Below are 26,304 nucleotides of genomic sequence, written 5' to 3' on the forward strand. Positions count from 1 at the left end.
GTCGCTGGCGCTCCTCGCTCAACGACCGGAGCCCCCCCCGGGTCGCTGGCGCTCCTCGCCCAACGACCGGAGCCCCCCCGGGGTCGCTGGCGCTCCTCGCTCAACGACCGGAGCCTTCCCCCGGTCGTTGAGCGAGCTTGCGAGTCGAAACGCAGAGACGAAAGGCCCGGACGACGGGCGAGCGCGGTACGCCGCGTCAGTCGGCGGCGACGAGCCGCTCGTAGGCGGGCTGCAGGGCGGGGAAGTAGTCGTCCCACGAGACGGTGCCGGCGTCGAGACCGGCCTGCGCGGCGACGAGCCGGTCGAGGTAGTACTCCCAGCCCGGACCGATCGAGCCGACGTCCTCGCCCGGGTTCAGCCGCTGGCCGAACGTGAGGATCGTGTCGCCCGGCGCCTCCTCGGCGAGCTCGAACCACAGATGCCAGGCACCTCCGGCCGCCGACGTGTCGCCGGCGAAGCGCCGGGGCCGGTCGCACTCGAGGATCGTGTACTCCTCGCCCGCGGCATCCTCGGCCTCCGCCGTCATGTAGAACGTGACGTGCCCGCTCGACGGGTCGCCGTCCCACCGGCCGATCCAGCGCTCGAGCCGCGCCGACTCGGTGAGCTCGCGCCAGATCTCGTCGGCGGTCGCGCGGAAGCGCCGCAGGATCACGAGGTTCGGATGGCCGTCGATCTTGCAGACGTTGCCGGTGATCTCGGTCATGTCGCGTTCCACAGCTCTCGGTAGTACGACAGGCGCGCGCGGTCGGGCTCGACACCGTACGCCTCGATGAGGGCGTCCTCCCATCCCTCGCCATAGTTCCACGCCGTCGACATCGACGCCACGGCGATGTCGGCCCAACGGTCGGCGACGCCGAGTGCTCCGAGGTCGACATGCCCGCTCCAGCGGCCGTCGTCGCCGATGAGCGTGTTGGGGCAGCAGGCGTCGGCATGGCAGACCACGAGCAGGTCGACCGGCGGCGGCTCGCGCAGGGCCTCCGGAACGCGGATGCCGCGGCCCGTCGCGTTCGCGATGCGGGAGGGCACGCGCCAGTCGAAGGGGCAGTCGGCGACCGGCAGCGCGTCGTGCAGGGCACGCAGGCCCTCGCCGACGGCGCGGACGGCGGTGGCGGGCTCGGCGACCCAGCGCGCGTCGACGGCGGAGAGCCCCGGGAGCGCCGCCGTGACGAGGTACTCGTGGCTGTCGTCGCCGCCGACCTCGAGCAGGAGCGGCACCCGCGCGTGCGGCTGCGCCCACGCCAGGCGCGCGGCCTCGCCGGCGAACGACGTCTCGGCGTTGCGCGGACCGTGCTTGATGAAGCGGCCGTCGTCGGTGCGGAACGTCATGCCGCCGTAGTCGTTCCGCCAGACCGGCGTGAGCGCGGCGCCGCGCGCGAGCCGCACGACGGTCTCGGACACGGCCACGGGTTCGGCGGGGATCGACACGCTCCCATCCTGCCCGCCTGCCGTTTCCGCTCGCCTGTCACGTTTCGCGGTGTGAGCGGACCGTTTGTGACAGGTGAGCGGGAAGGGATTCAACTCGAGCGGCGGAGCGTGCGCCGGCCGCATGATGGGATGAGGTCATGTCCGCCACCACACGTGTCACGCGCCGCCGAGGACCGCTCACGGCTCTGGAGGGGCCGGAGGCGGCGCTGGCGATCGGCGATGCCGCCGCCCGGCATGTGCGGTTGACCCCCGGCGGACTTGCGCCCTGGCTGGGGGACTCGCCGGGCGGCTTCATGCCGTGGGACGCGGTGCGCCTGCTCACGGTGCAGCCGCCGACGACGCTGTGGCCCCACCCTGCGATCGGCGACTCCGTCGGACCGCTGCTGGAGGGGCTCCTCAGCGGCGGCGGCTCGTTCGTCGAGGGAGCCGAGACGCCGACCTTCCCGGTGCGCGTCGGCACCGCCGGCGCCGACATCGAATGGGGCGTCACTCAGCACTATCTCTCGGGGTACCGTCGCGCCGAGGCGCGTGCGACCACACGACTGGCCGAGTACCTCACCGATCGGCCCGAGGCGCGCGTGCTGCTGGCGCGCCCCGCGGAACTCCTCGATCGCATCGCCACGCTGGTACGGGTGCGGAGGCCGCTCATCGAGTGACCGTGTGGCGGCACGACTAGCCTGGGTCGTGCGCCGCCCGGCATGACCTGGGACTCAGTCCCGCGTATGCTGATACGCGGTTCCGCAGCATCCGGACTTCGAAGGAGAATCCATGGACCTCACGGGTGCCTCCGCGCTCGTCACCGGTGGCGCGAGCGGCCTCGGTCTCGCGACCGCCCGCCGCCTCGCCGCAGCCGGCGCTGCCGTGACGATCGTCGACCTGCCGTCCTCCGCCGGCGCCGATGTCGCCGCAGAGCTCGGGGGAGCGTTCGCGCCGGCCGACGTCACCGAGGCGGAGCAGGTGGCCGCCGCGGTCGCGACGGCCGCGGCATCCGGTCCCCTCCGCGTCGTGGTGAACTGCGCCGGCATCGCGCCGCCCGCGAAGGTCCTCGACCGCGACGGCAACCCGTCGCCGCTGGAGGGCTTCGAGCGCATCGTGCGCGTCAACCTCATCGGCACGTACAACGTTATCGCGCAGGCCTCCGCCGCGATCGCGAAGACGGAGCCGACCGCCGACGGCGACCGCGGCGTCATCGTCAGCACCGCGAGCGTCGCGGCGTTCGACGGGCAGATCGGCCAGCCCGCGTATGCCGCATCGAAGGGCGGCGTGCACGCGATGACCCTGCCGATCGCACGCGAGCTCGCGCGCTACGGCATCCGCGTCGTGACGATCGCCCCGGGCATCATGGAGACCCCGATGCTCATGGGACTCCCGCAGGCCGCCCAGGACTCGCTCGGCGAGCAGGTGCCGTACCCGCAGCGACTCGGCAAGCCCGACGAGTACGCGCGGCTGGTGATGTCGATCGTCGACAACGGCTACCTCAACGGCGAGACCATCCGCCTCGACGGTGCCATCCGGATGGCACCGAAGTAAGCCCCGACCGCAGGAGAACAATGAGCGACTCGATCCTCGTCACGCGCGACGGCGCCCTCGCGCGCGTCACCTTCAACCGGCCCGCGTTCCTCAACGCGATGGGCTTCGAGATGGGCCGCCGCTGGCGCGACGTCGCCCACGAGATCACGTCCGACGAGTCGGTCGGCGCGGTGATCCTGGATGCCGCGGGCCCGGCCTTCTGCGCGGGCGGCGACGTCCTCGAGATGGCGACGTCGGGCGCGTCCGGCCCCGACGTCACGGGCGCCGCGCAGACCATCCACGACGGCATCCGCACGTTCGTCGAGTCCGACAAGCCCATCGTCGCGGCCGTGCAGGGTGCGGTGGCGGGCGGCGGGCTCGGGCTCATGCTCACCGCCGACTACATCGTCGCGTCGGAGCAGTCGAGGTTCGTGAGCAAGTACGCGAACATCGGGCTGACGCCCGACCTCGGCGTCTCGACGCTGCTCCCGGCGGCGGTCGGCCAGCGCCGCGCGCTGCAGCTGCTGCTGCAGGACCTCACGATCGACGCCGAGACGGCGCTCGACTGGGGCCTCGTCACTGAAGTGGTGCCTGCGGCGGACGTCGCCGCCCGCGCCGAGGCGGTCGCCCGGTTCTGGCTCGACAACGCCACCGGCGCCTTCGGCCAGGCGAAGCGGCTGGTCCGCACCGGGGCGGGGCGCTCGCTCGCCGAGAACCTCGACGACGAGGCCGCCTCGATCGGCGCCCGCTTCGACACGCAGGAGGCCCGCGCCCGCGTCGCGGCCTTCGCGGCGGCATCCGCCAAGTCCCGTTCCTGACCCGAGGAGAACCCGAGATGAGCGACAAGCCCCTGGCCGGCAAGACCATCCTGATGTCGGGCGGCAGCCGCGGCATCGGCCTCGCGATCGCGCTGCGCGCGGCGCGGGACGGCGCCAACATCGCGCTGCTCGCCAAGACCGACACGCCCCACCCCAAGCTCGAGGGCACGGTGCACTCGGCGGCGGAGCAGATCCGCGCGGCCGGCGGGAACGCCCTGCCCATCGTCGGCGATGTGCGCAACGACGACGACGTCACCGAGGCCGTGCTCAAGACGCAGGGCGAGTTCGGCGGCATCGACATCGTCGTCAACAACGCCTCGGTGATCGACCTGTCGCGCTCGCTCGACCTCGACGCCAAGAAATACGACCTCATGCAGGACGTCAACGTGCGCGGCACCTTCATGCTCTCGCGCGCCGCGGTCCCGATCCTGAAGGATGCCGCGAACCCGCACATCCTCTCTCTCTCGCCGCCGCTGAACCTCTCTCCGAAGTGGCTGGGCGGCCACACCGGCTACACGCTCGCGAAGTACGGCATGACGATGGCGACCCTCGGCCTCGCGGCGGAGTTCGCGTCGGCCGGCATCGCCGCCAACACGCTGTGGCCGCGCACGACGATCGCGACCGCGGCGGTGCAGTTCGCGCTCGGCGGCGACCGCATGATGAAGGTGAGCCGCACGCCCGAGATCTACGCCGACGCCGCATACGAGATCTTCACCCAGCCGGCGCGCGGGTACACCGGCCAGACGCTCATCGTCGAGGACGTGCTGGAAGCGGCCGGCGTGACCGACTTCTCGGGCTACGCGGCCGTCCCCGGTACCCCGGACTCGGCCCTGTTCCCCGACATCTTCCTGGACTGAGCAGTCCCTTTCGAGACCCACGACGGCGACGTAGGGTGGCCCCATGGGGGTACGGAGCCTGTTCCCGATCCTGCTGGTGCGAGACCTGCCGGAGCTCGTGCGGTTCTATGAGAGCGCCCTCGGCGCGACGGTGACGTACCGGTTCGGCAGCGGCGACGAGGACGATTACGTGTCGCTGCAGGTCGGCGAGACGTCGCTGGGCATCGGCCGCGACCCCGACGCCCTGCCGCCGTCGGTCGGCGACCGCGTCGCGCTCTGGTTCTACGTCGACGACGTGGATGCGACCTACGCGGCGTGGGTGCACGCCGGCGGGCGGGCCGAGCAGGCGCCCGCCGACATGCCATGGGGCGAGCGGGTCGCGCAGGTACGCGACCCCGGGGGCACCCTCGTCAACCTCGGGATGGAAGTCCGCGAGCAGCCGTGACACCGCGGCCGGGCCGCCTCGAACGGCGGCGACGCCGGATCAGATGAGGCCGAGCCGCCGGAAGGCGTGGGCGATGCCGTCGTCGAGGACGTCGGTCGTGACCATGTCGGCGAGCTCCTTGAGCTCGGGCTGCGCGTTGCCCATCGCCACCGCGACGCCGCACACCTGGAACATCTCGACGTCGTTCCAGCTGTCGCCGACCGCGACGGCGTCGGCGGCATCCATCCCGAGGTGCGCCAGCAGCAGCTCGATCGCCGAGCCCTTGGTGGTGCCGCGTTCACTGATCTCGCCGTTCGAGCCGCCGGGCAGCGGCATGCTGCCGGGGACGATGAGGAACTCGTCGCCCAGATCGGCACGGAGTTCGTCGATGCCCTCCTCGTGGTCGCTGACGAACACGGCCTTGTCGATGCGGCCGAGGTCCGCCTCTTCCACACCCGGGAACCTCCGCTGGGCGAGGCCGACGAGCGAGTCCTCCGGGCGCACCTCCTGACCCGCCTGCACGCGGGCCTCGAGCGCGACGGCGTAGTCGCGCATCAGCTCGGCCATGTCGTCGCTCGCGTAGACGGCGTCACGGGTCTGCAGGAAGTAGCGGATGCCGCGGCTGCGCAGCGCCGTCAGCATCCGGTCCGTCGCCTCCGCCGACAGCGGGCGTTCGACGACCACCTCGCCGTCGGACGTCACGAGCGCGCCGGAGTTGGTGACGGCGCCGTCGAAGCCGATCTCGGCGACGACCGGATGGATGTCGGCGGCGGATCGCCCGGTGCTGAGGTACACCAGGTGCCCGGCCGCGCGGGCGGCGCGAACGGCGCCCGGGGTCGAGGGGGAGATGTGCGAGCCGTGCTCCAGGATCGTGCCGTCGACGTCGAGGAAGATGATGCGCCGGCCGGCCGCTCGCTGCGGTCCGGCATCCGGGGTCGTCGAAGAGTCCATCAGTGCTTGTTCCCGGTGAAGAGGAGGATGCCGCCCAGGCCGATCATCAAGCCGCCGCCGGTCGCCGACAAGGTCGAGATGCGCTTGGGCGAGCGGCCGAACCACCCGCGGGCGCCGGCGGCCACGAGAGCCCAGATGCCGTCGGAGATGAGTGCGATGACGAAGAAGACGAGGCCGAGCACGACCATCTGCAGCGGCACCATGCCCGCGTTCAGATCGACGAACTGCGGCAGCACCGCCACGAAGAACGCGATCGTCTTCGGGTTGGTCACGCCGACGATGAAGCCCTCGCCGAGCTGACGCCACGCGGACCGGGGCAGGACGCCCCCGTTCGCCTCGGCGGCGGCGCGGTGGCGGTGACGGATCGCCTGGACGCCGAGGTACATGAGGTACAGCGCCCCGGCGACCTTGACGATCGTGAAGAGCACGACCGACTGCGCCACGATGCCGCCGACGCCGAGCGCGACGAGGCCGACGACCGGCAGGAGGCCGAGCGCGTTGCCGAGCACGCTGAGGAGCCCGCCGATGCGTCCGAGGGCGAGTGCGCGCCCGATCGTGAACAGCACGCTCGGGCCCGGGATCACGATCAGGACGAGCGCGGCGAGCGTGAAGGCGAGAAGGTTCTCGAGCGGGACCACACGGCGAGCCTAGCCGCGACGCTCCTGCTCGAGTCGCTTGCGCAGGAAGACCTGCTCGGTGCCGTCGTCGCCCGGCACACGCTGGGTCTCGGCATACCCGACGCGCTCGTAGAGGCGGATGTTCGCCTCGCTGAGCGACCCGGTGAACAGCTCCGCGTCCGTGGCACCCCGGTCGGCGCCGCGTCGCTCGACGGCCTCCAGCAGCGCGCTGCCGATGCCCTCGCCCGCGCGGTCCGGCGCGATCGCGATGCGGCCGACGAGCAGGAGGTCGCCGTCGATGCGCGCCCGCAGCGCTCCGATCATGCGGGTGCCGTCGAGGGCGACGACGCCGAGATTCTCCTCCAGCTCGGCCTGCACCTCCTCCAGCGTCTGCGTGAGCGGCGGCATGTCTGGCGTGCCGTAGATGAGTGCCTCCTGCACGAATGCCGCACGCTGCAGCGTCAGCACCTCGCCGGCATCGCCGGGCTCGATCGGCCGGATCATCGCGTCGCTCTTGTCGCTCACGCCGTCACGCTAGCCGGGCCGGCCGCCCGCCGGGCGGGGGTTGCGCGATGCGCCGGCATCGGCATCCGTCCAGGCGTGTCCCCTACCCTGGTTCTCATGACCGATTCGCCCGTGCGCGCCACGAAGCCCAGGCAGGTGCGTCCGGCGACCGAGGGCTGGACCCAGAAGAAGGATGCCGAGGGCCGGCCGCTCCTGCAGTTCGCCAGCCCCAAGCGCGGCAAACCGCCGGTGCACCTCGCCGACTTCACCCCCGAGCAGCGCGTCGAGAAGGTCAAGGAGCTCGGGCTTCCCGGCTTCCGGGCGAAGCAGCTCGAGAAGCACTACTTCCAGCACTGGACCCACAACCCCGCCGATATGACCGACCTCCCCGCCGAGGGCCGCGAGGAGTTCGTCCACGGCATGCTGCCGGCCCTGCTCACGGAAGTGCGGCGTCTCGAGACCGACCGCGGCGACACGATCAAGTTCCTGTGGAAGCTCCACGACGGCGCCCTCGTCGAGTCGGTGCTCATGCGCTACCCCGGCCGGATCACGCTGTGCGTGTCGAGCCAGGCCGGCTGCGGCATGAACTGCCCCTTCTGCGCCACCGGGCAGGCGGGCCTCACCCGCAACATGTCGGCGGCGGAGATCGTCGAGCAGATCGTGCGCGCCAACCGCCTGATCGCCGACGGCGGGCTCGGCGGCAAGAAGAAGGACGACCACTCCGCCGAGCGGGTGTCGAACATCGTCTTCATGGGGATGGGCGAGCCGCTCGCGAACTACGCGCGGGTGATGCAGGCGGTGCGGGTCATGACCGACAAGCAGCACGGCCTCGGCATGAGCGCTCGCGGCATCACGGTGTCGACCGTCGGTCTCGTGCCTGCGATCACGAAGCTCGCGAACGAGGACATCCCGGTGACGTTCGCGCTCTCGCTGCACGCGCCGGACGACAAGCTCCGCGACGAGCTGATCCCGGTCAACTCCCGCTGGAAGGTCGACGAGGCCCTCGATGCCGCCCGCGCCTACTTCGACAAGACCGGACGCCGCGTGTCGATCGAGTACGCGCTCATCAAGGACATGAACGACCACGGCTGGCGCGCCGATCTCCTCGCCGAGAAGCTCAACGCGCGCGGTCGCGGCTGGGTGCACGTGAACCCCATCCCGCTGAACCCGACCCCCGGCTCGATCTGGACGGCCTCCGACGTGCCGGTGCAGAACGAGTTCGTCCGGCGCCTCAACGACGCCGGCATCCCGACGACCCTCCGCGACACCCGCGGCAAGGAGATCGACGGCGCCTGCGGCCAGCTCGTCGCCACCGAAGAGGACGAGGCGGTCGCGGCCGTCACCCCGCTCGAGGACTGACCCGAAGCGCTCGGTTCTCGTGTCGCTCGGTCGATTGACGACCGGAAGCAGGGTCGGCGAGCGAGCGAGGAACGAGCGAGACGAAACGCTTTGCGGCCCCCGTCGATCCAGGATTCGTCCACCTGCCGCACAGGTTGGCCTGTCTAGGGTGTCCGGATGTCATTCTCCGCACACCGGCCGGGCAGATTCGGCTCCGACGGCCGCATCGAGTTCGAGACGGACGGCGACCGAACCGAGGATCTCTACCTCGATGACGTGCGCGCCCAGCAGGCGGCCGGGGAGCCGAGCGACCAGCGTCTCGATGCCGAGGGTCCCGAGGACCCGTACCCGGTGACGCGCGATCTGCTCGAGGACGCGCTGGCGATGAACCCGACGCAGCCCGTCACGGTGGTGGCCGACAGGGCGGCGGTGGCGGACACCGAGCCGGCGGCGGCCGTGGAGACCGCCCCGATCGGGGAGTGGGGCGCTGCGGCGGAGCCGGACCCGACCGCCGAGCCCGCTGTCGTCGAGGACCCCGCGCCGGCGGACGCCGCTCCCACGCGCCCGGGTCGCGCGAAGCGCGTCGCGCGCCGTCGCGAGCGCGGCTCGGGCTGGCGAAGGCTCGCCGTGCTCGGCGGAGCGGACGCGTCGGTGCTCGACCAGGTGCCCACCGAGACGCCCCGCTTCGTGCAGATGTTCTTCGTGATCGCCGGCACCGCGCTGATCTCCGCGATCTCGATGTACTTCGCGCTGACCACGGGTGTCCGGATCGTCGCGTGGGGTGCGCTGCCGCTCGCGCTCGTGTGGGCGCTGATCATCTTCAACCTCGACCGCTTCCTCACCTCGACCATGCGCTCGACGCACAGTGTGGGCCGGCTGATCGGGCTCGCCATCCCTCGGGTGATCATGGCGGCGGTCATCGGCATCGTTGTGGCCGAGCCTCTCGTGCTGCAGATCTTCCACAACGACATCGCCCGCGAGGTGAACGCGACGAACATCACGCAGGCGCAGGCGGATCAGGATGCCGTCACCGCCGGTCCTGAGAAGCAGGCGCTGGATGCCGCGAGCGAGCGCGTCGCCGCGCTCGAGAGCCAGGCGGCCAGCGGCGTCGTGGCGGGCGCCGACACGACGTCTGCGTCGGCCGTCTCGGCGCAGCAGACCGTCGACGACCTGACCGCGAAGCTCGCCGCGCAACAGACGGTGATCGATCAGGCGCGCGCCATCTACCAGTGCGAGCTCACCGGCCAGGGCGCCGGTGAGGTCGCGGGCTGCAGCGGCGTCGCGGGCGAGGGCGCGAGCTCGGGCGCCGCGCAGGATCAGCTCGCCGCCGCGCAGGCCTCGTATGACGACCTTGCCTCCCAGCTGACCACCGCCCAGGCGGATCTGACCGCGGCGCAGGCGGCGGGCACGGCCGAGGCCGGCGCGTCGGAGGCGCAGAACAAGCAGCAGGCGAACGACGAGCTCCCCGGGGCGCGCGAGCAGTACCAGGCGGCTCTGGCCGCCTACGACGCCCGCGCCGCGGAGATCGCCGGCGGCAACTCCGGCGCCGTGGGGCTGCTCAGCCAGATCAGCGGACTGGAGCGGCTGTCGCAGCGCGAGCCGATCCTCTCCTGGGCGCACTGGCTCATCGCCGGGCTGTTCTTCATGATCGAGCTGCTGCCCGTGCTCGTGAAGGTGCTGACGAGCTACGGCCAGCCGTCGCTCTACGAGCAGGCCGACGCCCTGCGCCGCCAGGTGGCGCTGGATCGCGTCACCGCGCGCAGCTGGCGCGAGCGCGCCGACATCGCCCAGGGCGGGCAGGCCTGACCTGCGGCATCCGTCGCTCGTCGGCCGTGGACCGGCGTGACATTACGCGATATATCGTGTTAGAGTGACCGGCGGACGGCCCGGGAACGCCGTCCGATCAGCCGTTCGCCCTCCGTGAACGGGACTGCCGCGATGTCGGCGGCCCGTGCCATGGTGGGTCGGCACACCATGACCACCGCATCAGGCGGTGATTCGTCATGGCCTCGTCACGTCTGGGAGAAGTCCGTGCTCGCCAAACTCCTCGTCCGCTATCTCAAACCATCCGGCTGGCTGCTGCTCGGGGTGCTGCTGTTCCAGTCCGCCTCGGCCCTCGCCTCGCTCTACCTGCCCAGCCTCAACGCCGACATCATCGACAACGGCGTCTCAAAGGGCGACACCGAGTACATCTGGCGCACCGGCATGGTGATGCTGACGGTGTCACTCGCCCAGATCGTCGCCTCGATCATCGCCACCTACTTCGCCGCGCGGGCGGCGATGAAGCTCGGGCGAGACATCCGTGACGACGTCTTCGAGCGCGTCTCGGGGTTCTCCGAGCGCGAGGTCACCGGGTTCGGGGCCGGCTCGCTCATCACCCGCAACACCAACGACGTGCAGCAGGTGCAGATGCTGGCGATGATGGCGGCCACCTTCCTGGTCACGGCGCCTCTGCTCGCGATCGGCGGCATCATCCTCGCGATCGAACAGGCGGCGAGCCTGGCCTGGATCATCGCCGTCGCCGTGCCCGTGCTGCTGCTCGTCGCCGGCCTCGTTATCGCACGCATGGTTCCGCTGTTCCGCAGCTTCCAGTCACGGCTCGACGGCGTGAACCGCATCATGCGCGAGCAGCTCACCGGCATCCGCGTCATCCGCGCGTTCGTGCGGGAGCCGATCGAAGAGCAGCGCTTCCGCGAGGCCAACACCGAGATCATGGTGGTCGGCCGCAAGGTCGGCTCGCTGTTCGTGGTGCTCTTCCCCGCGGTCATGCTCATCCTCAACGTGACCGTGATCGGCGTGATCTGGTTCGGCGGCATGCAGGTCGATTCGGGCGAGATCCAGATCGGCACGCTGTTCGCCTTCATGCAGTACGCCATGATCATCCTCTCGGGCGTCTTGATGGCGAGCTTCATGACGCTGATGATCCCGCGCGCCGCGGTGTCGGCCGAGCGCATCGGCGAGGTCCTCGACACGTCTTCATCGCTCGCGCGGGCGGCGGATGCACCCGCCGAGTTCCCTGCGCCGGGCACCGTCGAGTTCACGGACGTCACCTTCACCTACCCGGGCGCCGAGCACCCCATCCTCTCGGGCATCAGCTTCCGCGCCGAGCCGGGTGAGACCGTCGCGGTCGTCGGCTCGACCGGCGCGGGCAAGACCACGCTGATCTCGATGATCCCGCGTCTGTTCGACGTGACGGACGGCGTCGTGGAGGTGGGCGGCCTGGATGTGCGCCGCGCCGATCTCGAAGCGCTCTGGGCCATGATCGGCCTGGTGCCGCAGCGGCCGTTCCTGTTCTCGGGGACGATCGCCTCGAATCTGCGGTTCGGGCGTGAAGAGGCGACGGATGCCGAGCTCTGGCATGCGCTCGAGATCGCCCAGGCGAGCGACTTCGTGAGCCAGATGGACGGCGGGCTCGATGCCCCGATCTCGCAGGGCGGCACCAACGTGTCGGGCGGTCAGCGCCAGCGCCTCGCCATCGCCCGGGCGATCGTCCACCAGCCGCGCGTGCTCGTCTTCGACGACTCGTTCTCGGCGCTCGATCTCACCACCGACGCGAGGCTGAGGCAGGCGCTGTGGCGAGAGCTGCCGGACGTCACGAAGATCGTCGTCGCCCAGCGCGTCTCGACGATCACCGACGCCGACCGCATCATCGTCCTCGACGACGGCGGCATCGTCGGACTCGGCACGCACGAGCAGCTGCTCGAGACGAGCCAGACCTACCGCGAGATCGTCGAATCCCAGCTCGGAGCGGAGGTCGCCCGATGAGCGCCGAACACCCCTCGAACCCTGAACCCCAGTCCGGCACCGGCAAGTCCACCAGCCGCCGCCGCGCACGCGATGCGATCGCAGAGCTGAGCCCCGAGGAGAAGCTCGAGATCGAGCTCGGCGAGCAGGCCCGCATCTCGGCCGACGACTGGAGCGGCGCCGTCGCCCCGGGCAAGGCCGCGCGCTTCGGGCCCTCCTTCCGCCGCCTCATCGGGCTCCTGCGGCCCAACGCGGTCGGCTTCATCTTCGTGTCGATCCTCGGCTCGATCGGCGTCGTGCTGGCGGTGCTCTCGCCGAAGGTGCTCGGCGAGGCGACCAACATCCTCTTCGAGGGCGTCGTGTCGTCGATGGCGCCGTCCGGCGCCACCAAAGAGCAGGTCGTCCAGGGGCTCGAGGCCTCCGGTGAGCAGGACCTCGCCAACATGGTCGAGGCAATGGAGCACTTCGTGCCCGGCGCGGGCGTCGACTTCATGGCGCTCAGCCGCGTGCTGCTCATCGTGCTCGCGCTGTACTTCGCGTCGTCGGTGCTGATGTGGGTGCAGGGCTACGTCATCAACGTGATCATGGTGCGCGTCATGTGGCGCCTGCGCGAAGACGTCGAGGCGAAGATCAACCGGCTGCCGCTGCGCTACTTCGACCGGGTGCAGCGCGGCGAGCTGATCTCCCGCGTCACCAACGACATCGACAACATCACCCAGATGATGCAGCAGTCGCTGTCGCAGGCGCTCACTGCCGTGCTCACCGTGATCGGCGTGCTCATCATGATGCTGACGATCTCGTGGCAGCTGACCCTCGTGGTGCTGGTGAGCTTCCCGCTCATGGCGGTGCTGTTCGGCGTCATCGGCCCGCGCTCGCAGAAGGCGTTCGGCATCCAGTGGCGCAAGGTCGGCCGTCTCAACGCACGTGTCGAGGAGTCGTTCTCGGGCCACGCGCTCGTCAAGGTCTTCGGCCGTGAGCAGGCGTCCCGCGAGGCATTCCGCGCCGAGAACGAGGAGCTCTACGCGGCCTCCTTCAAGGCGCAGTTCCTGTCGAACATCATGATGCCCGCGATGATGTTCATCGGGAACCTGACCTACGTCGGCATCGCCGTCTTCGGTGCGCTGATGGTCGCGGGCGGACAGCTGCGCCTCGGCGACGTGCAGGCCTTCATCCAGTACTCGCAGCAGTTCACCCAGCCGCTGTCGGAACTGGGCGGCATGGCCGCGGTCGTGCAGTCCGGAACCGCCTCGGCCGAGCGGGTGTTCGAGCTGCTCGACGAGGACGAGCAGGAGCCCGACGCGCAGGATGCCCCGGCGCCTGTCGACGGCGACGGCACCATCGAGTTCCAGGACGTGGCGTTCTCGTACTCGCCCGACCGTCCCCTCATCCACGATCTGTCCTTCCGGGTGGAGCCGGGGCAGACGGTCGCGATCGTCGGCCCGACCGGTGCCGGCAAGACGACGCTCGTGAACCTGCTGATGCGCTTCTACGAGCTCGACGGCGGCCGCATCCTCCTCAACGGGCAGGACATCGCTCAGCTCACGCGGCGCGACATCCGCGCCAAGACGGGCATGGTGCTGCAGGACCCGTGGCTGTTCGCCGGCACGATCCGAGAGAACATCCGGTACGGCCGCGCCGACGCCACCGACGACGAGATCCTCGCCGCCGCGCGGGCGACGTACGTCGACCGCTTCGTGCACTCCCTGCCGGACGGCTACGACACGCTCCTCGACGAGGACGCGTCGAACATCTCGGCCGGCGAGAAGCAGCTCATCACGATCGCCCGCGCGTTCGTCGCGCAGCCGTCGGTGCTGATCCTCGACGAGGCGACCAGCTCGGTCGACACCCGCACCGAGCTGCTGCTGCAACACGCGATGGCGGCGCTGCGCGAGGGCCGGACGTCCTTCGTGATCGCGCACCGCCTGTCGACGATCCGCGACGCCGATCTCATCCTCGTGATGGAGAACGGCGGCATCGTCGAGAAGGGCACGCACGACGAGCTCATCGTCGCCAAGGGCGCGTACTTCCGGCTCTACAACTCGCAGTTCGAGCAGGCGGCGACCGATCTCGACGAAGAGGCGCATGCGCTCTCCGAGGCCGAGCGCGGCGAGCCGTCGGCCGGGGCCGCCGATGACGCCGTCGAGGACGAGTCCGCCCGCGTCGTCTGACCGACTCCTGACGACGGATGCCGCGACCGGTGCTCACGCGCCGGTCGCGGCATCCGTTCGTCCCTGCTGCCGGTCCTCACCCCCGACCGCTCGCCTGTCACGAATCGGGGACGAGGCTCACCATTCGTGACAGGTGAGCGGGATCGCGCCGGCATCTCTGCGGAGCCAGGTAGCGTTTTCCTCATGGTCAATTACCGGTACCTCGGAAACAGCGGTCTCAAGGTCAGCGAGATCACCTACGGCAACTGGGTCACCCACGGCTCGCAGGTCGACGACTCGGCCGCCATCGCGACGGTCCACGCGGCACTGGATGCCGGGATCACCACGTTCGACACCGCAGACGTGTACGCCAACACGCTGGCGGAGGAAGTCCTCGGCAAGGCGCTGACGGGTCAGCGCCGCGAATCGCTCGAGATCTTCACCAAGGTCTACTTCCCGACCGGCCCCCAGGGCCCCAACGACACCGGCCTGAGCCGCAAGCACATCTTCGAGTCGATCAACGGATCGCTCACGCGCCTCGGCACCGACTACGTCGACCTGTACCAGGCGCACCGCTTCGACTACGAGACGCCGCTCGAGGAGACGTTCCAGGCGTTCGCCGACGTCGTCCGCCAGGGCAAGGCGCTCTACATCGGCGTCTCGGAGTGGACGGCGGAGCAGCTGCGCGAGGGTCACGCGCTCGCCAAGAGCTACGGCGTGCAGCTCATCTCGAACCAGCCGCAGTACTCCGCGCTGTGGCGCGTGATCGAGGGCAAGGTCGTGCCGGCCTCCGAGGAGCTCGGCATCTCGCAGATCGTGTGGTCGCCGATGGCCCAGGGCGTGCTGTCGGGCAAGTACCTGCCCGGTCAGCCGGTGCCCGAGGGCTCGCGCGCGACGGACGAGAAGAGCGGCGCACGATTCATCAAGTCCTTCCTCCGTGACGAGGTGCTCCAGGCTGTCCAGGGCCTCAAGCCGGTGGCCGAGCAGGCCGGACTGTCGATGCCGCAGCTCGCCATCGCCTGGGTGCTGCAGAACAAGAACGTCGCGTCGGCGCTGGTCGGGGCATCGCGTCCCGAGCAGCTCGCCGAGACGGTGAAGGCCTCGGGCGTCGTGCTCGACGCCGACACCCTCGCCGCGATCGACGCCGCCCTGGGCGACGTCGTCTACAGCGACCCGGAGGACACGTACACCGTGTCGCCCGAGACCCGTCTGGTCTGACCCGGCAGCCTCGACGCCCCCGCGCCCTCGACATGGCGATCACCAGCGCCGGCATCCTCCTCTTCCGGATCACGCCCGAACCCCACGTGCTCATCGCGCACATGGGCGGGCCGTTCTGGGCGAGCAAGGATGCCGGCGCCTGGTCGATCCCCAAGGGCGAGTTCGCCGAAGGCGAGGAGAGCGCACTGGATGCCGCACGGCGGGAGTTCCGCGAGGAGCTCGGCCTCGACCCGCCCGAGCCGCCGTACGCCGAGCTCGGCACGTTCGCGTACTCGTCGGGCAAGCGGGTCACGGTGTTCGTGGCGGACGGATCGGCGTTCTCGCTGGACGGCATGGCGTTCGGCGAGTTCGAGCTGGAGTGGCCGCCGCGCTCGGGGCGCACGGCGCGTTTCCCCGAGGTCGACCGCGTCGAGTGGACGGACCTCGATGCCGCCCGCGAGCGCCTGGTGAAAGGTCAGCGTCCGGCGATCGACGCGCTCGAGAAGCATCTCGCCGAAGCCTCTTCCGGGCGCTGAGCCCCTTCGGGCACCCTCGGCCGCCCGGCGTCGGGGTCTTGTGGCCGCACTGCCGTCGGCGGAGACTGACCGGGTCGGATCCGCACGAGAGGAACCCCCATGGCTCACGGCGACATCACGCACATCGACATCCCCGTCACCGATCTCGGCAAGGCGACGGAGTTCTATTCGGGCCTGTTCGGCTGGCAGATCGCGGAGATCCCCGGCTTCGAGGGCTACCCGATGTGGCAGGCGCCCAACAAGATCTCGGGTGGCGGCCTCGCGCCGCGCGAAGACGGCTTCACACAGCCCCGCTCGTACGTCGAGGTGGACTCCATCGACGAGACCGTCGCGGCGGCCAAGGATGCCGGCGGCACTGTGCTCATGGAGAAGAGTCAGATCTCTCCGACGAGCTGGTGGGCCGTGCTCGCCGACCCCGACGGCAACGTGATCGGCCTCTACGAGGGCATGACCGAGAGCTGACCCCCGGTCGCGTGTCGGCGACCGTGCGCGGCAGCTCCCAGGCCCGAGCGCGCCACTCGGACGCGGCGCGCTCGCAGGGAACGGCAGCCCTCACGCACGGGCGCGGGCTCAGGTGAGTCGCAGGCTCGGGCGGCGGACGGATGCCGGTGCCGGTGTCGGCGCGCGGCGGCCGGCGGTTGTCGCCGTGACCGGTGCAGACCCGGCGCCGATCGCGTCCCCCACGAGATCGCGGACCGCGATGTCGCGCAGCTCCGGCGTGGCGCGCAGCCGAGCCGCGACCGCGCGCACGAGCGCCACCGGCGACCGCGGAGTCAGTGACGGCGGGGCGTCGGGCGCGAGGTCGGCGAGGACGGCCGAGAGCAGGGGCCGGAGCATCTCGTCGTGGGAGCGAGCGTCGTCGTCGGCGATCCACGCGACGAGCTCCTGAATGGTCCAATCGGGTGCAACTGGCCCGAGTGTGGCGGAAGCGGTGGCGTCTGACGGGAACATTGGACCAGAATGCGGTGCTATGACGACTGTTCACAGGGCCAATGAGCGGCTGGTGGACCACCGGGTGGCACTCGGCGGCACCGTCGAGGCGTCTCGGCTGGCCGGCCGGCTCGGCCGGTGGGCGCAGGGCGACGGCACGCTCACCGTCCAGCTCGCGCAGGCGATCGCCGCACTCATCGAGGGCGGCGAGCTGCGTCCCGGCGACCGCCTTCCCGCCGAGCGCGCGCTGGCCGGCGCGATCTCGGTCTCGCGCGGCACCGTCGTCGCGGCCTACGCGCTGCTGAGCGAGGACGAGCTCGTCGAGCGGCGGCAGGGGAGCGGCACCCGGGTCGCCGGCCACGTCGGCGCGGCGCTCCCGGTCCGGGAGCGGACGGCTCGCGGCGAGGGCCTGTTCTCCGCTCTGCCGTCGGGCATCGACCTGCTCCGCGCCGTACCGGCGATGCCGCCGCTGGCGCTCGACATCGTGCGCGCGCACGCGCCGACCCTCGATCCGGTGACGCTGGCCGAGACCGATCCCGCGGGGCTGCCGATCCTCCGTGCGCGCCTTGCCGCGCTGCTCGAGGAGGAGGGAACCCCGGCGACGGCCGCCCAGATCCTGGTCACTCACGGCGCCCAGCAGGCGATCAGCCTCGTGGTGGACGAGCTGGTGTCGCCGGGCGATGTCGTGCTCACCGAGTCGGTCACGTGGCCGGGGCTCGCCGACTCGGTGCGCCCGCGGCGGCCGCGTCCACGGCGTGACGATCGGTCCCGACGGCATCGACGTCGACGAGCTCGAGGCGGCGATCGTGGCGCTGCGCCCGGTGCTCGTCGCCGTGAACCCGCATCACCACAACCCGACGGGCACGCGCCTGCCGACGGCGGGGAGGCAGCGGATCGCCGACCTGTCCGCGGAGTACGGCGTGCCGGTGCTCGAGGACCGGGTTCTCGCGCACATCTCGTTCGACGGGGTGGTGCCGCCGACGCTCGCCGCCCTGCGCCCGGACGCCCCGATCATCGTCGCGGACTCGCTGTCGAAGTGGTGCTGGTCCGGGCTACGGATCGGATGGCTGCGCGCCGACCCTGTGCTGGTGCGGCGCCTCCGCGCCCTGCGCCAGCTCGTCGATCAGTCGACCAGCGTCCCCGCGCAGCTGCTCGCGCTCGATCTCGTCGACGAGGCCCGGGCGCTGCGCCGCTCCATCGGCGAGACGCACGCGGTCGCGTCGGCCCAGCTGCTCGCAGCGATGGCCGACCACCTTCCCGATTGGCAGGTGACGCCGCCGCGCGGCGGCCTGGCCGTCTGGGCACGGCTGCCCGTGGGCTCGGCGACCGCGCTCTCGCGCGTCGCCTCGATGCGCGGGGTGGCGGTGGCGGGCGGCACCGAGTTCACGGCATCCATCACCTACGACGATCACATCCGCGTGCCCTACACCGCGCCGGAGGCGCTGCTGCAGGAGGGCGTGCGTCGGCTCGGCGGGGCCTGGCAGGAGTACCGGGCGCAGCTCTGAGGCTCAGCGGCCGTTCTCGGGGCGCGCTCAGCGGCCGTTCTTGGGGCGTGTCGAGACGTCGATGCGGTCCTGCGCGCCGAGTGACGACCACGCGCTCGCGACGCCCTTGGCCGCGTGCTCGGACGCCCGCACGGCGCGCTCGTCCGCCCACGCGTTGAGCACGTGCCCGGAGTGCCCGCGGACGTGCTCGAGCACGACGTCGGGCATGCCCGCCGCCCGGCGTGCATCGCGGGCGACGATCAGCTGCTCGAGGATGTCGACGTTCTTGGTCGGAGCCCCCGTCGAGGTCTTCCAGCCCCGGCGGCGGTGGCCGTCCATCCACTTCGTGTAGGTGTCGATCGCGTACTTCGAATCGGCCTGCACCACGAGGTTCTCGACGTCGGCGTGGTCCTCGATCGCCTTGAGAAGACCCATCAGCTCGCCGACGTTGTTCGTGCCGAGCGGGATCGCGCCCGCGGCCCAGTGCCCGTCCTCGCCGACCCACGCCCAGCCGGTCGGCCCGGGGTTGCCCTTGCAGGCTCCGTCGGTGGCAACGATGTAGCGCGGCGCGTCAGTCACTCGGGCAAGGCTACCGTGCGCCCGTGGAGCGCTCGGCCCGCCATTCCGCCGCGAGGTGCGGCATCCGCTCTGCGAGATACCTCAGGAAGTCGGCGACGTCGCGCGCCCTCGCAACGGATGCCGGTGCGCCGTCGTTGGCGTCGGCGATCCGGTCGATGTGGCCGGCGAGGGCGGAGTACAGCGGCGCGTTCGCCGTGATCATCCCCGACCAGGCGTCGTCGGTGAGGTCGTATCGGTCACGCCGATCTCCGGGTCGCGAGAGTCGCTGGATGAGTCGCATCGACACCAGGTACCGCACCGCGCCCGACACCGCCGCCGCCGACACCCCGAGGCGGTCGCCGAGCTCGGCCGCGGTGTAGCCCTCGTCGGGCGAGCCGACGAGGGCCATCATCACGCGTGCGGGCATGCGCGCCATGCCGGCGCTGGTCAGCATCGCGGCCGCCTGCTCGGCGGACTCGACGCCTGGATGGTCGCTGCTCACATCGCCCCCTTCGATGACTATCCTCCCGCTTCCAGTTCGCGCCGCCGCATCAGCCCGAGCGAGGCGACGGCGCCCGCGCCGGTCGCGAGCAGGAGCCACCACAGCCCGCGCACATCGATGTCGACGCCGTCCAGCAGCGGTGTGACGGCGATGGGGGAGAGGTGCACCAGCTCGTCCGGGAACTGGAACAGCGGGCCGAAGAGGCCGAGCATCATGCCGACGACGACCAGGGTCCAGCCGACGGCGATGGTCAGGCGGGGAAGGACCACGAACACGAGCGCCGTCACCACCAGGAACACGGATGCCGCGGCGACCTGTCCCGCGCCGGTGACGAGCACCGTGCGCATGAGGCCCATGTCGCCGTCCTGCGAAGCGATGCCGATCGCCGCGCCCCCGATCGCGGCCGCGATCACGAGCACGATCGCGAGCAGGGCCACGACGAGGTAGTCCGCGAGCCACCGCACCCGCCCGACGGGCGCGGCGAGCAGCGGCTCGGCCGTGCCGTGCGCCTCCTCCTGCCGGGCACGGCAGACCACCTGCACCGCCGCGCAGGCCGCGAGCACGCCGAGCGTGGTGAAGAAGGTCGTGACCGTGCCCTGCTCCACGCTGCCTTCACCCGAGATCTGCCGCAGGATCTCCTCCACCGCGGGGTTGGCGGCGCCGACCTCCTGCACGATCGACGCCAGCGACGTCGAGAGGATGCCGACGAGCAGCCCGCCGACGGTCCAGCCGATGACCGCGCCCCGCGTGAGGCGCCAGACGAGGCCGGTGGGAGTCGAGAGGGCGGCGGAGGCATCCGCCCGCGCCCGCCGCTCGGCGATGAAGCTGCCGCCCAGATCGCGGGCCGAGACCAGCGCCGCCGAGATCACGACGAGCAGGACGCCCACGCCGAGGCAGAGGGCGGCGGGCCACCACAGGTTCTCGTCGAAGGCCCGTGTGTTCTCGCCCCATCCGAAGGGGGAGAGCCAGGTGAGCCACGAGCTCTCCATGCGCGTGAGGTCGTCGTTCGGCGTGCCGATCGCGTTGCCCATGCCCGAGAGCACGAACGTGATGAGAAGGGTCCAGACGGCCAGGGAGTTCGCTCCGCGCGACGTGCGCACGAGCTGCGCAGCGACGAGCCCGACACCGAGGAAGGTCACGCCGACGGCGCCGACGGCCGCGCCCGCCAGGAGCGAGCCCTCGACGCTGAGGCCGACCGCGAGGAAGGCGCCGGCCGTCAGCGCGCCGAGCAGGAGGTTCGCGAGCAGGCCGTGGGTCGCGGTCGCGACGAAGGGGAGCGTGCGCGACGCCGGAGTCGCGGCGACCAGCTCGGCGCGGCCGGTTTCCTCGTCGCCGCGGGTGTGCCGCACCGCGAGGAAGGTGCTCATGAACGCCGCCAGCATGGCGAGCCACGGGAAGATCAGGAAGACCATGAACGCGCCCTGACCGGTGCCGGAGGGCAGGCCGCGGAACAGCAGGATGACCGGGTTCGCGAGGGCGGCGGCGAGCAGCGAGGTGCGGTCCTGCTCGGTGCCGTAGGAGCCCGCCACGCCGACATACGACGCGTAGGCGAGCAGGCCGGTGCCCACCGACCACAGCAGCACCTGCACCCAGTCCCGGCGGATGCGCTGGCCGAGCAGCGCGAGGAGGCGCGTCATCGCCCGTTTCCGTCCATCTCGGCCAGTTCGTCGCCGTAGTGGCGCAGGAAGAGCTCCTCGAGCGATGCCGGCGCGATGCGCAAGCCTGCGGCTTGACGTGCGGCCAGGGCGGGGAGGGTGGATGTCACGGCGTCGCTGTCGACGGTGAACTTGATGCGGCCCTCCTCGACGACGACGTCGTGGGCACCGGGGATGCCGGCGATGGCCGCGGCATCCGTCCCCTGGAACGAGACCTCGGTGCGGGTGAGGTGGCGCAGCTCGGCGAGCGTGCCCGCCTCGACGATGCGGCCGGAGCGGATGATCGACACGCGGTCGCAGAGCTGCTCGACCTCCGACAGGATGTGGCTCGACAGCAGCACGGTGGCGCCCGCCGCCCGCACCCGTGCGATCTCGTGGCGGAACATCACCTCCATGAGCGGGTCCAGGCCGCTGGTCGGCTCGTCGAGGATGTACAGGTCGGCGGGCACCGCGAAGGCGGCGATGAGCGCGACCTTCTGCCGGTTGCCCTTCGAGTACGCGCGGCCCTTCTTGCGCGGGTCGAACTGGAACGCCTCGGCGAGGCGCTCCTTCTGCGCCACGAATGCCGGATCGTGCCGCGAGGCGCCGCGCAGGCGTGCCATCAGGTCGATCGCCTCGCCGCCCGACAGGTTGGGCCAGACGCTGACATCCCCCGGCACGTACGCGATGCGACGGTGCAGGGCGACGGCGTCGCGCCACGGATCCTGACCGAAGACGGATGCCTCGCCGCCGGTCTTGCGCGCGAGCCCCAGGAGAACGCGGATCGTGGTGGACTTGCCGGCGCCGTTGGGTCCGAGGAATCCGTGGATCTGACCCTCGTCGACGGTGAGGTCGAGCCCGTCGAGGGCGTGGACGCGGCCGTAGTGCTTGGTGAGGCCGCTGGTGCGGATGATCGTGGACATGGCGCTGAGGCTACGCGTAATTCACAAATTTGTGAATACTCCTCACGCTTTCCTCACGGTCCCGTCGCGCGGGGCGTCGGAGCGGCCGCGATCGGGCAGGATGGGACCCTAACCGCCGCCGGGCCGCCAACGGGCGGCCGCCCTCCCCGGAACGCGAATGACGACGACTCCCCTCCGCCGCCCCGCGGTTTCTGCGGGACGCCTGGTGCGGGCGCGGCTGCGCTCCCGGGTGGGGCTGGCCGCGAGCATCGCCGCCGCGATCGCCGTGGCGATCGGCCTGCTGTGCGCGCTGCCGGCCGCGGCCGCCATGGCATCCGCTGCGTCGATCCGCGCCGCGATCCCCGACCCCGGGACGGCCGAGGGCTGGCTGCAGGTTCACACGCGACCGGCGACGGACGCCGCCGCCCAGGACGACGCCGGGCGCGCGGTGATCGCGGACCTCCTCGCGGACGACGTGCGGATCGAGACGGTGCGCGTCGGTGAGTCGGGCTCGGACTTCGAGCGCGTCGCGTGGCGCCTCACGCCGACGCCGGCGGCGCTGGACGCCGACGGCGTGGAGCGGCTCGCACGCGGACTGGCCCGGGTGCCGGAGGCGATCCGCGAATCGGACGCGGCCGAGGGCGGCATCGTCGTCTCGGGTGGGCTCGCCGACGCTATGGACGGTGTCGCCGTCGGGGCGATCGCCGCTGCCGCGATCACCCCCGTGCCGATCGTCATCCTGGCGGTGCTCGCGTGGTTCGCGGTGCTGCAGCTGGCGCGCCTGCTCGGTGCCGCGCGTGGCCGCGAGACTCGCGTCCTCGTCGCGCGCGGCCTGTCGGCCGGTCAGGACACCGCCCTCGCCGGCATCGAGGCGGCCGTGATCGTGACGGCGGGGACCGTGGCCGGGGTCGCGGGTGCCGTCGCGGCCGTCGCGACGGCCTGGGGTGCCGCCGGGATCGGCGCGCTGACGCGCACCTGGCCGCTCGTCGTCCTCGCGGTGGTCGTTCTCGGAGCGACGCTTCTCGTCTCTCAGCTGCGGGGGGCGAAGACCGCTGCCGGCGCGGACTCGGTCGCCGGCCGGATCGCACGCGCGGCATCGCCCGGTGTCGCCGTGCTGCTCGTGCTCGTCGGCGTCGTGCTCGTCTGGCAGGCGTCGCAGATCGCGGCGGGCGCCCGCGATCCGTGGTCGGTCGCCGTCACGGTGCTCGCCCCCACCGTGGGCATCGCCGCCGTCGCCGTCCTCGCGGTCATCCTGTTCGCGCCGCTGTCAGCCCTGGTCGCGCAGGCGGCGGCGCGGGGTGCCGGTGCGACGCCCTCCTATCCCGCGCGCCAGGTCGCGCGCCGGCTGAGGTCGTTCTCGGTGGCGGTCGCCCTCGTGTCCATCGTCAGCGCCGGGGCGGTGCTGGCAGGCGCCTACGGTGCGACGTGGAGCGCCGCATCGGCCGACTCGCAGCAGGTCACTGCGGGGGCTGCGCTGCGAGCCGCCGTCGATCCGGTGCCTCCCGGGGCCGTCGCGACCGCGGGCGACACCTCGGGGGTGACCGCCGTCGCCCCTGCGCTGAGTGCGGCTGTGGTCGCCGGCGGTGTCGCCGGGACCCTGGTCGCACTGCCGCCGGACAGCATGCCCGATGTGCTCTTCGAGGTGCCCGGCGTGATGGATCCCGTGACGCTGGCCGCCGAGATCGCCGCGCCGCGGCTGGCCGTCGAGATGCCCGACGACGCGACCGGCCTGCGCTTCGAAGCGCGCGTGTCGACCTCCGAGCCCGCGGCGGCGGAGGCGATGCAGGTGCGGGTCTGGCTGGACGACGCCGCCGGCCTGCCGGTGACCGTGCCGCTCGATGTGAGCGTCGACGAGGCCGACGGCGCCTTCGCCCTCACCGCGGCCGCGGAGCTGCCCGGGGGCGAGACACCGTGGCGGATCGTCGCCCTCGAGATCGGCCAGGGGCGCGGATGGCCGGGCGCCGAGCTGCTGGTCACCGGCATGCGGATGCTGTCGACCGGCGACGACGAGAGCGAGCTGGTGACACCGGTGCCGCACACCCGGCTTCACTCCGCCGCGCCCGGCGGTACGGCGGTGCGATCCGCGATGGTCTGGACGGCCGGCGGTGAGACGCCTCCGCGCATTCCGGCCGTCGTGACGGACGTCTTCGCCGAAGAGCTCGGGCTCGGAGTGGGCGACGACGTCGACGTGCGCATCGACGGGGGCGGCCGCACGATCGCGGCGACCGTCGCATCGATCGTCGCCGCGCTGCCCGGGGCAGGCGCCGGCGCAGGCGTGCTGGTCTCGCTCGACGCGGCGATCGACGCGGCTTCCGCGACCTCGGTGCCGGACGGCTCGGCGGACGCCGAGGTCGTCACGCCCCCGCTGGCGAACGAGGTCTGGGCGGCGGGCGACGAGTCCGCCGCCGCGGCGCTGAGCGGTGCGCTCGACGCGCCCGTCGCGACGGTCGGCTCACCCGCCTCCGCGGTCGCCGGCGAGGTCGTGACACTGTGGAACGCCGCAGCCGTCGGCGGCGCACTGCTCGCCGGTGTCGCACTGGTCGCGCTGCTGGCGGCCCTGACGGCGCAGCGCGCCGGCGAGGTGCTGGTGCTGCGGGCGCTCGGGATCCCGCCGACCGCGCAGGCGCGCATGCGCGGCATCGAGGTCGTCGTGGTGGTGTTGCTCGGCGTCGTGCTCGGGGCAGCGGGCGGCGGGAGCCTCGCCGCCCTCCTCGTACCGCGGATGGCGGAGCGCGCGGTCCCGGATGTGCAGCTGCCGCCGACGCTGTCGTTCTCGCCGTGGCCGGTCGTGATCGCGCTCGTCGTCGTCGGCGTCGCCCTCGCCGTCGCAGTCCTGGGGTCGTGGCTCGCCGTGCGGCGGCAGGGCTCGTCCACCCGCATCGAGGAGGCGGCCCCGTGACCGGCGGACTTCGGACCCGGCGCCTGCTCCGCGTGCACCTGGTCTCGGGGCTGGGTGCCACGGCGACCGTGGCCGCCGTGGTCGCGGTGCTTGCAGGGCTCGCCGTGTTCGCCCCGCTCGCCGTCGGGTCGATGCTCGACGCGTCGACGCGTTACCTCGTATCGTCCCTGAGCGGCCCCGTGCGCGACCTGAGCACGTCGATCGCCACGATCCCGGTCCCGGGGGCGGGAGCCGCACCGACCGGGTCGCTTCCCGAGGAGTACCGCGACACCTGGGGTACGTGGGATTCGGGTCTGCGTGACATCCTCACCCAGGCGCCCACCTCGGTCAGGGCCGTGCACGGCGACGCCGACTACTACGTCCGTCTTGGCGAGCCGGCACGGTACGCGTCGGCGACGAACGTGGACTTCGACCCTCGCTTCGCCTCGCGCATCACGGTGACGGAGGGAAGGCTGCCCCAGGCGACCGTGACGGAGCAGGAGTGGAACGTCGCGCTCGATGCGCGCATGGACGAGAATTTTCGACCGGTCGACGGCGCCGAGCCCCTTCCGGCGAGCGAGATCGTGCTGTCGGCGGCGTCCGCCGACGAGGTCGACTGGAAGATCGGCGAGACGCGCATCTCGGGCGATGAGTCCGGGTGGGTGCTGCCCGTGCCGCTCACGCTCGTCGGCACCTTCGAGGCCGTGGACGCGAGCGACCCCCACTGGGCGCGAGAGGTCGGTGTGCTCGAACCGTCGATCGCGTTCGACCCCGACGGCGTCCCCTACGTGCGGACCGCCGCGTTCGCGGCGCCCGAGACCTTCGGCGACTTCGCGCTCCTCAACGCCGGCGCCATCACCGAAGCCTGGTACCCGCTGGACCCGGAGAAGGTGACCGCGGCCGCCGCGCCGCAGCTGCTGGCCGACCTCCGCGGCTTCCTCGCGACACCGCACCGCGCTCCCGGGTTCGGCGGCGCCGGAGTGCCGATGAGCTTCCAGGCCGGAGTCGTCCCCACCCTCGAAGCCACCATCGCCCAGAACCGGGCTCTGGTCTCCGCGCTGGCCATGCTCGTCGCCGGGCCGATCGGCGTCGCGCTCGCCGTGCTGGTGCTCGCCTGCCGGCTGATGCACGAGAATCGCCGCTCCTCGCTCGACCTCCTCGCCGCGCGCGGCGCTGCGCCCGTGCAGCTGCGCGGCGTTCTCGGTCTCGAGGGGCTCATCGCCGGGCTCGTTCCGGCGGCCGCGGGTGCGGCGCTCGGGCTCGCACTCGCCGTCGCCACGCTTCCCGGCGCGGCACCGGCATCCGCTCTCCTGCTGGTCCCGGCCATCCTCGCGCTCGTGCCCGCCGCCGTCGGCGTCGCGACCGCCACG

The 26,304-nt window shown here is 71.8% G+C and carries 24 protein-coding genes and 2 pseudogenes; 16 read left to right on the forward strand and 10 right to left on the reverse strand.

Annotated elements, in window-relative coordinates; all coding sequences use genetic code 11:
• Positions 1 to 196: 196 nt before the first annotated feature.
• Positions 197 to 703, reverse strand: coding sequence for an SRPBCC domain-containing protein (locus ACI3KX_RS17535; RefSeq protein WP_404910521.1), 507 nt, complete (start codon positions 701 to 703; stop codon positions 197 to 199).
• The gene (locus tag ACI3KX_RS17540) at positions 700 to 1,425 is read right to left on the reverse strand and encodes a phosphotransferase (RefSeq protein WP_404910522.1); all 726 of its coding nucleotides are present in this window, start codon (positions 1,423 to 1,425) and stop codon (positions 700 to 702) included. Before ACI3KX_RS17540 ends, ACI3KX_RS17535 begins: the two co-directional genes overlap by 4 nt.
• A 137-nt stretch (positions 1,426 to 1,562) precedes the next feature.
• Here ACI3KX_RS17540 and ACI3KX_RS17545 point away from each other — a divergent pair, with 137 nt between their 5' ends.
• From ACI3KX_RS17545 to ACI3KX_RS17565, 5 genes are all read left to right on the forward strand, one after another.
• The gene (locus ACI3KX_RS17545) at positions 1,563 to 2,081 is read left to right on the forward strand and encodes a hypothetical protein (RefSeq protein WP_349425422.1); all 519 of its coding nucleotides are present in this window, start codon (positions 1,563 to 1,565) and stop codon (positions 2,079 to 2,081) included.
• A gap of 112 nt (positions 2,082 to 2,193) precedes the next feature.
• Positions 2,194 to 2,955 (forward strand): SDR family NAD(P)-dependent oxidoreductase, encoded by a 762-nt coding sequence (locus ACI3KX_RS17550; RefSeq protein WP_363355197.1) that lies wholly within the window; start codon positions 2,194 to 2,196, stop codon positions 2,953 to 2,955.
• A 20-nt stretch (positions 2,956 to 2,975) separates the two neighbouring features.
• The gene (locus tag ACI3KX_RS17555) at positions 2,976 to 3,752 is read left to right on the forward strand and encodes an enoyl-CoA hydratase/isomerase family protein (RefSeq protein WP_404910523.1); all 777 of its coding nucleotides are present in this window, start codon (positions 2,976 to 2,978) and stop codon (positions 3,750 to 3,752) included.
• 17 nt (positions 3,753 to 3,769) lie between these two features.
• Positions 3,770 to 4,609: an SDR family oxidoreductase gene (locus tag ACI3KX_RS17560; RefSeq protein WP_404910524.1), complete on the forward strand. Its 840-nt coding sequence runs from the start codon at positions 3,770 to 3,772 to the stop codon at positions 4,607 to 4,609.
• 43 nt (positions 4,610 to 4,652) lie between these two features.
• A complete protein-coding gene (locus ACI3KX_RS17565; protein ID WP_349425418.1) occupies positions 4,653 to 5,033 on the forward strand; it encodes a VOC family protein in 381 nt (126 codons plus the stop codon).
• 39 nt (positions 5,034 to 5,072) lie between these two features.
• Here the strand turns inward: ACI3KX_RS17565 and ACI3KX_RS17570 are convergent, their stop codons facing one another.
• From ACI3KX_RS17570 to ACI3KX_RS17580, 3 genes are read right to left on the reverse strand one after another with little or no spacing between them, the layout of a single operon-like run.
• Positions 5,073 to 5,963: a Cof-type HAD-IIB family hydrolase gene (locus ACI3KX_RS17570; RefSeq protein ID WP_404910525.1), complete on the reverse strand. Its 891-nt coding sequence runs from the start codon at positions 5,961 to 5,963 to the stop codon at positions 5,073 to 5,075.
• A complete protein-coding gene (locus tag ACI3KX_RS17575; protein WP_349425416.1) occupies positions 5,963 to 6,601 on the reverse strand; it encodes a LysE family translocator in 639 nt (212 codons plus the stop codon). The genes ACI3KX_RS17570 and ACI3KX_RS17575 overlap by 1 nt, the downstream gene beginning before the upstream one ends.
• A gap of 9 nt (positions 6,602 to 6,610) precedes the next feature.
• Positions 6,611 to 7,084, reverse strand: a complete 474-nt coding sequence (locus ACI3KX_RS17580) for a GNAT family N-acetyltransferase (protein ID WP_349429039.1) — start codon at positions 7,082 to 7,084, stop codon at positions 6,611 to 6,613.
• 117 nt (positions 7,085 to 7,201) lie between these two features.
• Here ACI3KX_RS17580 and rlmN point away from each other — a divergent pair, with 117 nt between their 5' ends.
• The 7 genes from rlmN (at position 7,202) to ACI3KX_RS17615 (ending at position 16,508) form a co-directional block, all read left to right on the forward strand.
• On the forward strand, positions 7,202 to 8,443 hold the full coding sequence (gene rlmN / locus ACI3KX_RS17585; protein WP_308868915.1) for a 23S rRNA (adenine(2503)-C(2))-methyltransferase RlmN: 1,242 nt from the start codon (positions 7,202 to 7,204) through the stop codon (positions 8,441 to 8,443).
• A gap of 156 nt (positions 8,444 to 8,599) precedes the next feature.
• Positions 8,600 to 10,228, forward strand: coding sequence for a DUF4407 domain-containing protein (locus ACI3KX_RS17590; RefSeq protein WP_404910526.1), 1,629 nt, complete (start codon positions 8,600 to 8,602; stop codon positions 10,226 to 10,228).
• A gap of 225 nt (positions 10,229 to 10,453) precedes the next feature.
• Entirely contained in the window at positions 10,454 to 12,187 is a 1,734-nt protein-coding gene (locus ACI3KX_RS17595) for an ABC transporter ATP-binding protein (protein WP_404910527.1), read from the forward strand.
• Positions 12,184 to 14,334 (forward strand): ABC transporter ATP-binding protein, encoded by a 2,151-nt coding sequence (locus ACI3KX_RS17600; RefSeq protein WP_363355186.1) that lies wholly within the window; start codon positions 12,184 to 12,186, stop codon positions 14,332 to 14,334. Before ACI3KX_RS17595 ends, ACI3KX_RS17600 begins: the two co-directional genes overlap by 4 nt.
• Before the next feature lie 183 nt (positions 14,335 to 14,517).
• Positions 14,518 to 15,531, forward strand: a complete 1,014-nt coding sequence (locus tag ACI3KX_RS17605) for an aldo/keto reductase family protein (RefSeq protein ID WP_404910528.1) — start codon at positions 14,518 to 14,520, stop codon at positions 15,529 to 15,531.
• A gap of 32 nt (positions 15,532 to 15,563) precedes the next feature.
• Complete coding sequence (locus ACI3KX_RS17610) at positions 15,564 to 16,046, forward strand: NUDIX domain-containing protein (protein WP_404910529.1); 483 nt, start codon at positions 15,564 to 15,566, stop codon at positions 16,044 to 16,046.
• A gap of 99 nt (positions 16,047 to 16,145) precedes the next feature.
• Complete coding sequence (locus ACI3KX_RS17615) at positions 16,146 to 16,508, forward strand: VOC family protein (RefSeq protein ID WP_349425409.1); 363 nt, start codon at positions 16,146 to 16,148, stop codon at positions 16,506 to 16,508.
• A 108-nt stretch (positions 16,509 to 16,616) separates the two neighbouring features.
• Here ACI3KX_RS17615 and ACI3KX_RS17620 read toward each other — a convergent pair whose 3' ends face one another.
• On the reverse strand, positions 16,617 to 16,997 hold the full coding sequence (locus ACI3KX_RS17620) for a hypothetical protein (RefSeq protein WP_404910530.1): 381 nt from the start codon (positions 16,995 to 16,997) through the stop codon (positions 16,617 to 16,619).
• A gap of 19 nt (positions 16,998 to 17,016) precedes the next feature.
• Here ACI3KX_RS17620 and ACI3KX_RS17625 point away from each other — a divergent pair.
• Both ACI3KX_RS17625 and ACI3KX_RS17630 read left to right on the forward strand, forming a co-directional pair.
• Positions 17,017 to 17,268: pseudogene (locus ACI3KX_RS17625) on the forward strand (GntR family transcriptional regulator); the annotation flags it as partial.
• 463 nt (positions 17,269 to 17,731) lie between these two features.
• A complete protein-coding gene (locus ACI3KX_RS17630) occupies positions 17,732 to 18,481 on the forward strand; it encodes an aminotransferase class I/II-fold pyridoxal phosphate-dependent enzyme (protein WP_404910531.1) in 750 nt (249 codons plus the stop codon).
• A gap of 27 nt (positions 18,482 to 18,508) precedes the next feature.
• Here ACI3KX_RS17630 and ACI3KX_RS17635 read toward each other — a convergent pair whose 3' ends face one another.
• From ACI3KX_RS17635 to ACI3KX_RS17650, 4 genes are read right to left on the reverse strand one after another with little or no spacing between them, the layout of a single operon-like run.
• Positions 18,509 to 19,039 (reverse strand): ribonuclease H, encoded by a 531-nt coding sequence (locus ACI3KX_RS17635; protein WP_349425406.1) that lies wholly within the window; start codon positions 19,037 to 19,039, stop codon positions 18,509 to 18,511.
• A gap of 10 nt (positions 19,040 to 19,049) precedes the next feature.
• Positions 19,050 to 19,520: a helix-turn-helix domain-containing protein gene (locus tag ACI3KX_RS17640; protein ID WP_349425405.1), complete on the reverse strand. Its 471-nt coding sequence runs from the start codon at positions 19,518 to 19,520 to the stop codon at positions 19,050 to 19,052.
• 17 nt (positions 19,521 to 19,537) lie between these two features.
• The gene (locus ACI3KX_RS17645) at positions 19,538 to 21,157 is read right to left on the reverse strand and encodes an ABC transporter permease (RefSeq protein WP_404910532.1); all 1,620 of its coding nucleotides are present in this window, start codon (positions 21,155 to 21,157) and stop codon (positions 19,538 to 19,540) included.
• Positions 21,154 to 22,077: an ABC transporter ATP-binding protein gene (locus ACI3KX_RS17650; RefSeq protein WP_404910533.1), complete on the reverse strand. Its 924-nt coding sequence runs from the start codon at positions 22,075 to 22,077 to the stop codon at positions 21,154 to 21,156. Before ACI3KX_RS17650 ends, ACI3KX_RS17645 begins: the two co-directional genes overlap by 4 nt.
• A gap of 157 nt (positions 22,078 to 22,234) precedes the next feature.
• On the opposite strand from ACI3KX_RS17650, the gene ACI3KX_RS17655 reads away from it, so the two are divergent.
• Positions 22,235 to 24,955 carry an FtsX-like permease family protein gene (locus ACI3KX_RS17655; RefSeq protein ID WP_404910534.1) on the forward strand — a complete coding sequence of 907 codons (2,721 nt, stop codon included), beginning with the start codon at positions 22,235 to 22,237 and terminating at the stop codon, positions 24,953 to 24,955.
• Positions 24,952 to 26,304, forward strand: a pseudogene (locus tag ACI3KX_RS17660) (hypothetical protein); the annotation flags it as partial. The gene ACI3KX_RS17655 and the pseudogene ACI3KX_RS17660, both read left to right, overlap by 4 nt.

Origin of the sequence: Microbacterium sp. ZW CA_36 (genome assembly GCF_044987475.1) — a bacterium.
Classification (GTDB): Bacteria; Actinomycetota; Actinomycetes; order Actinomycetales; family Microbacteriaceae; genus Microbacterium.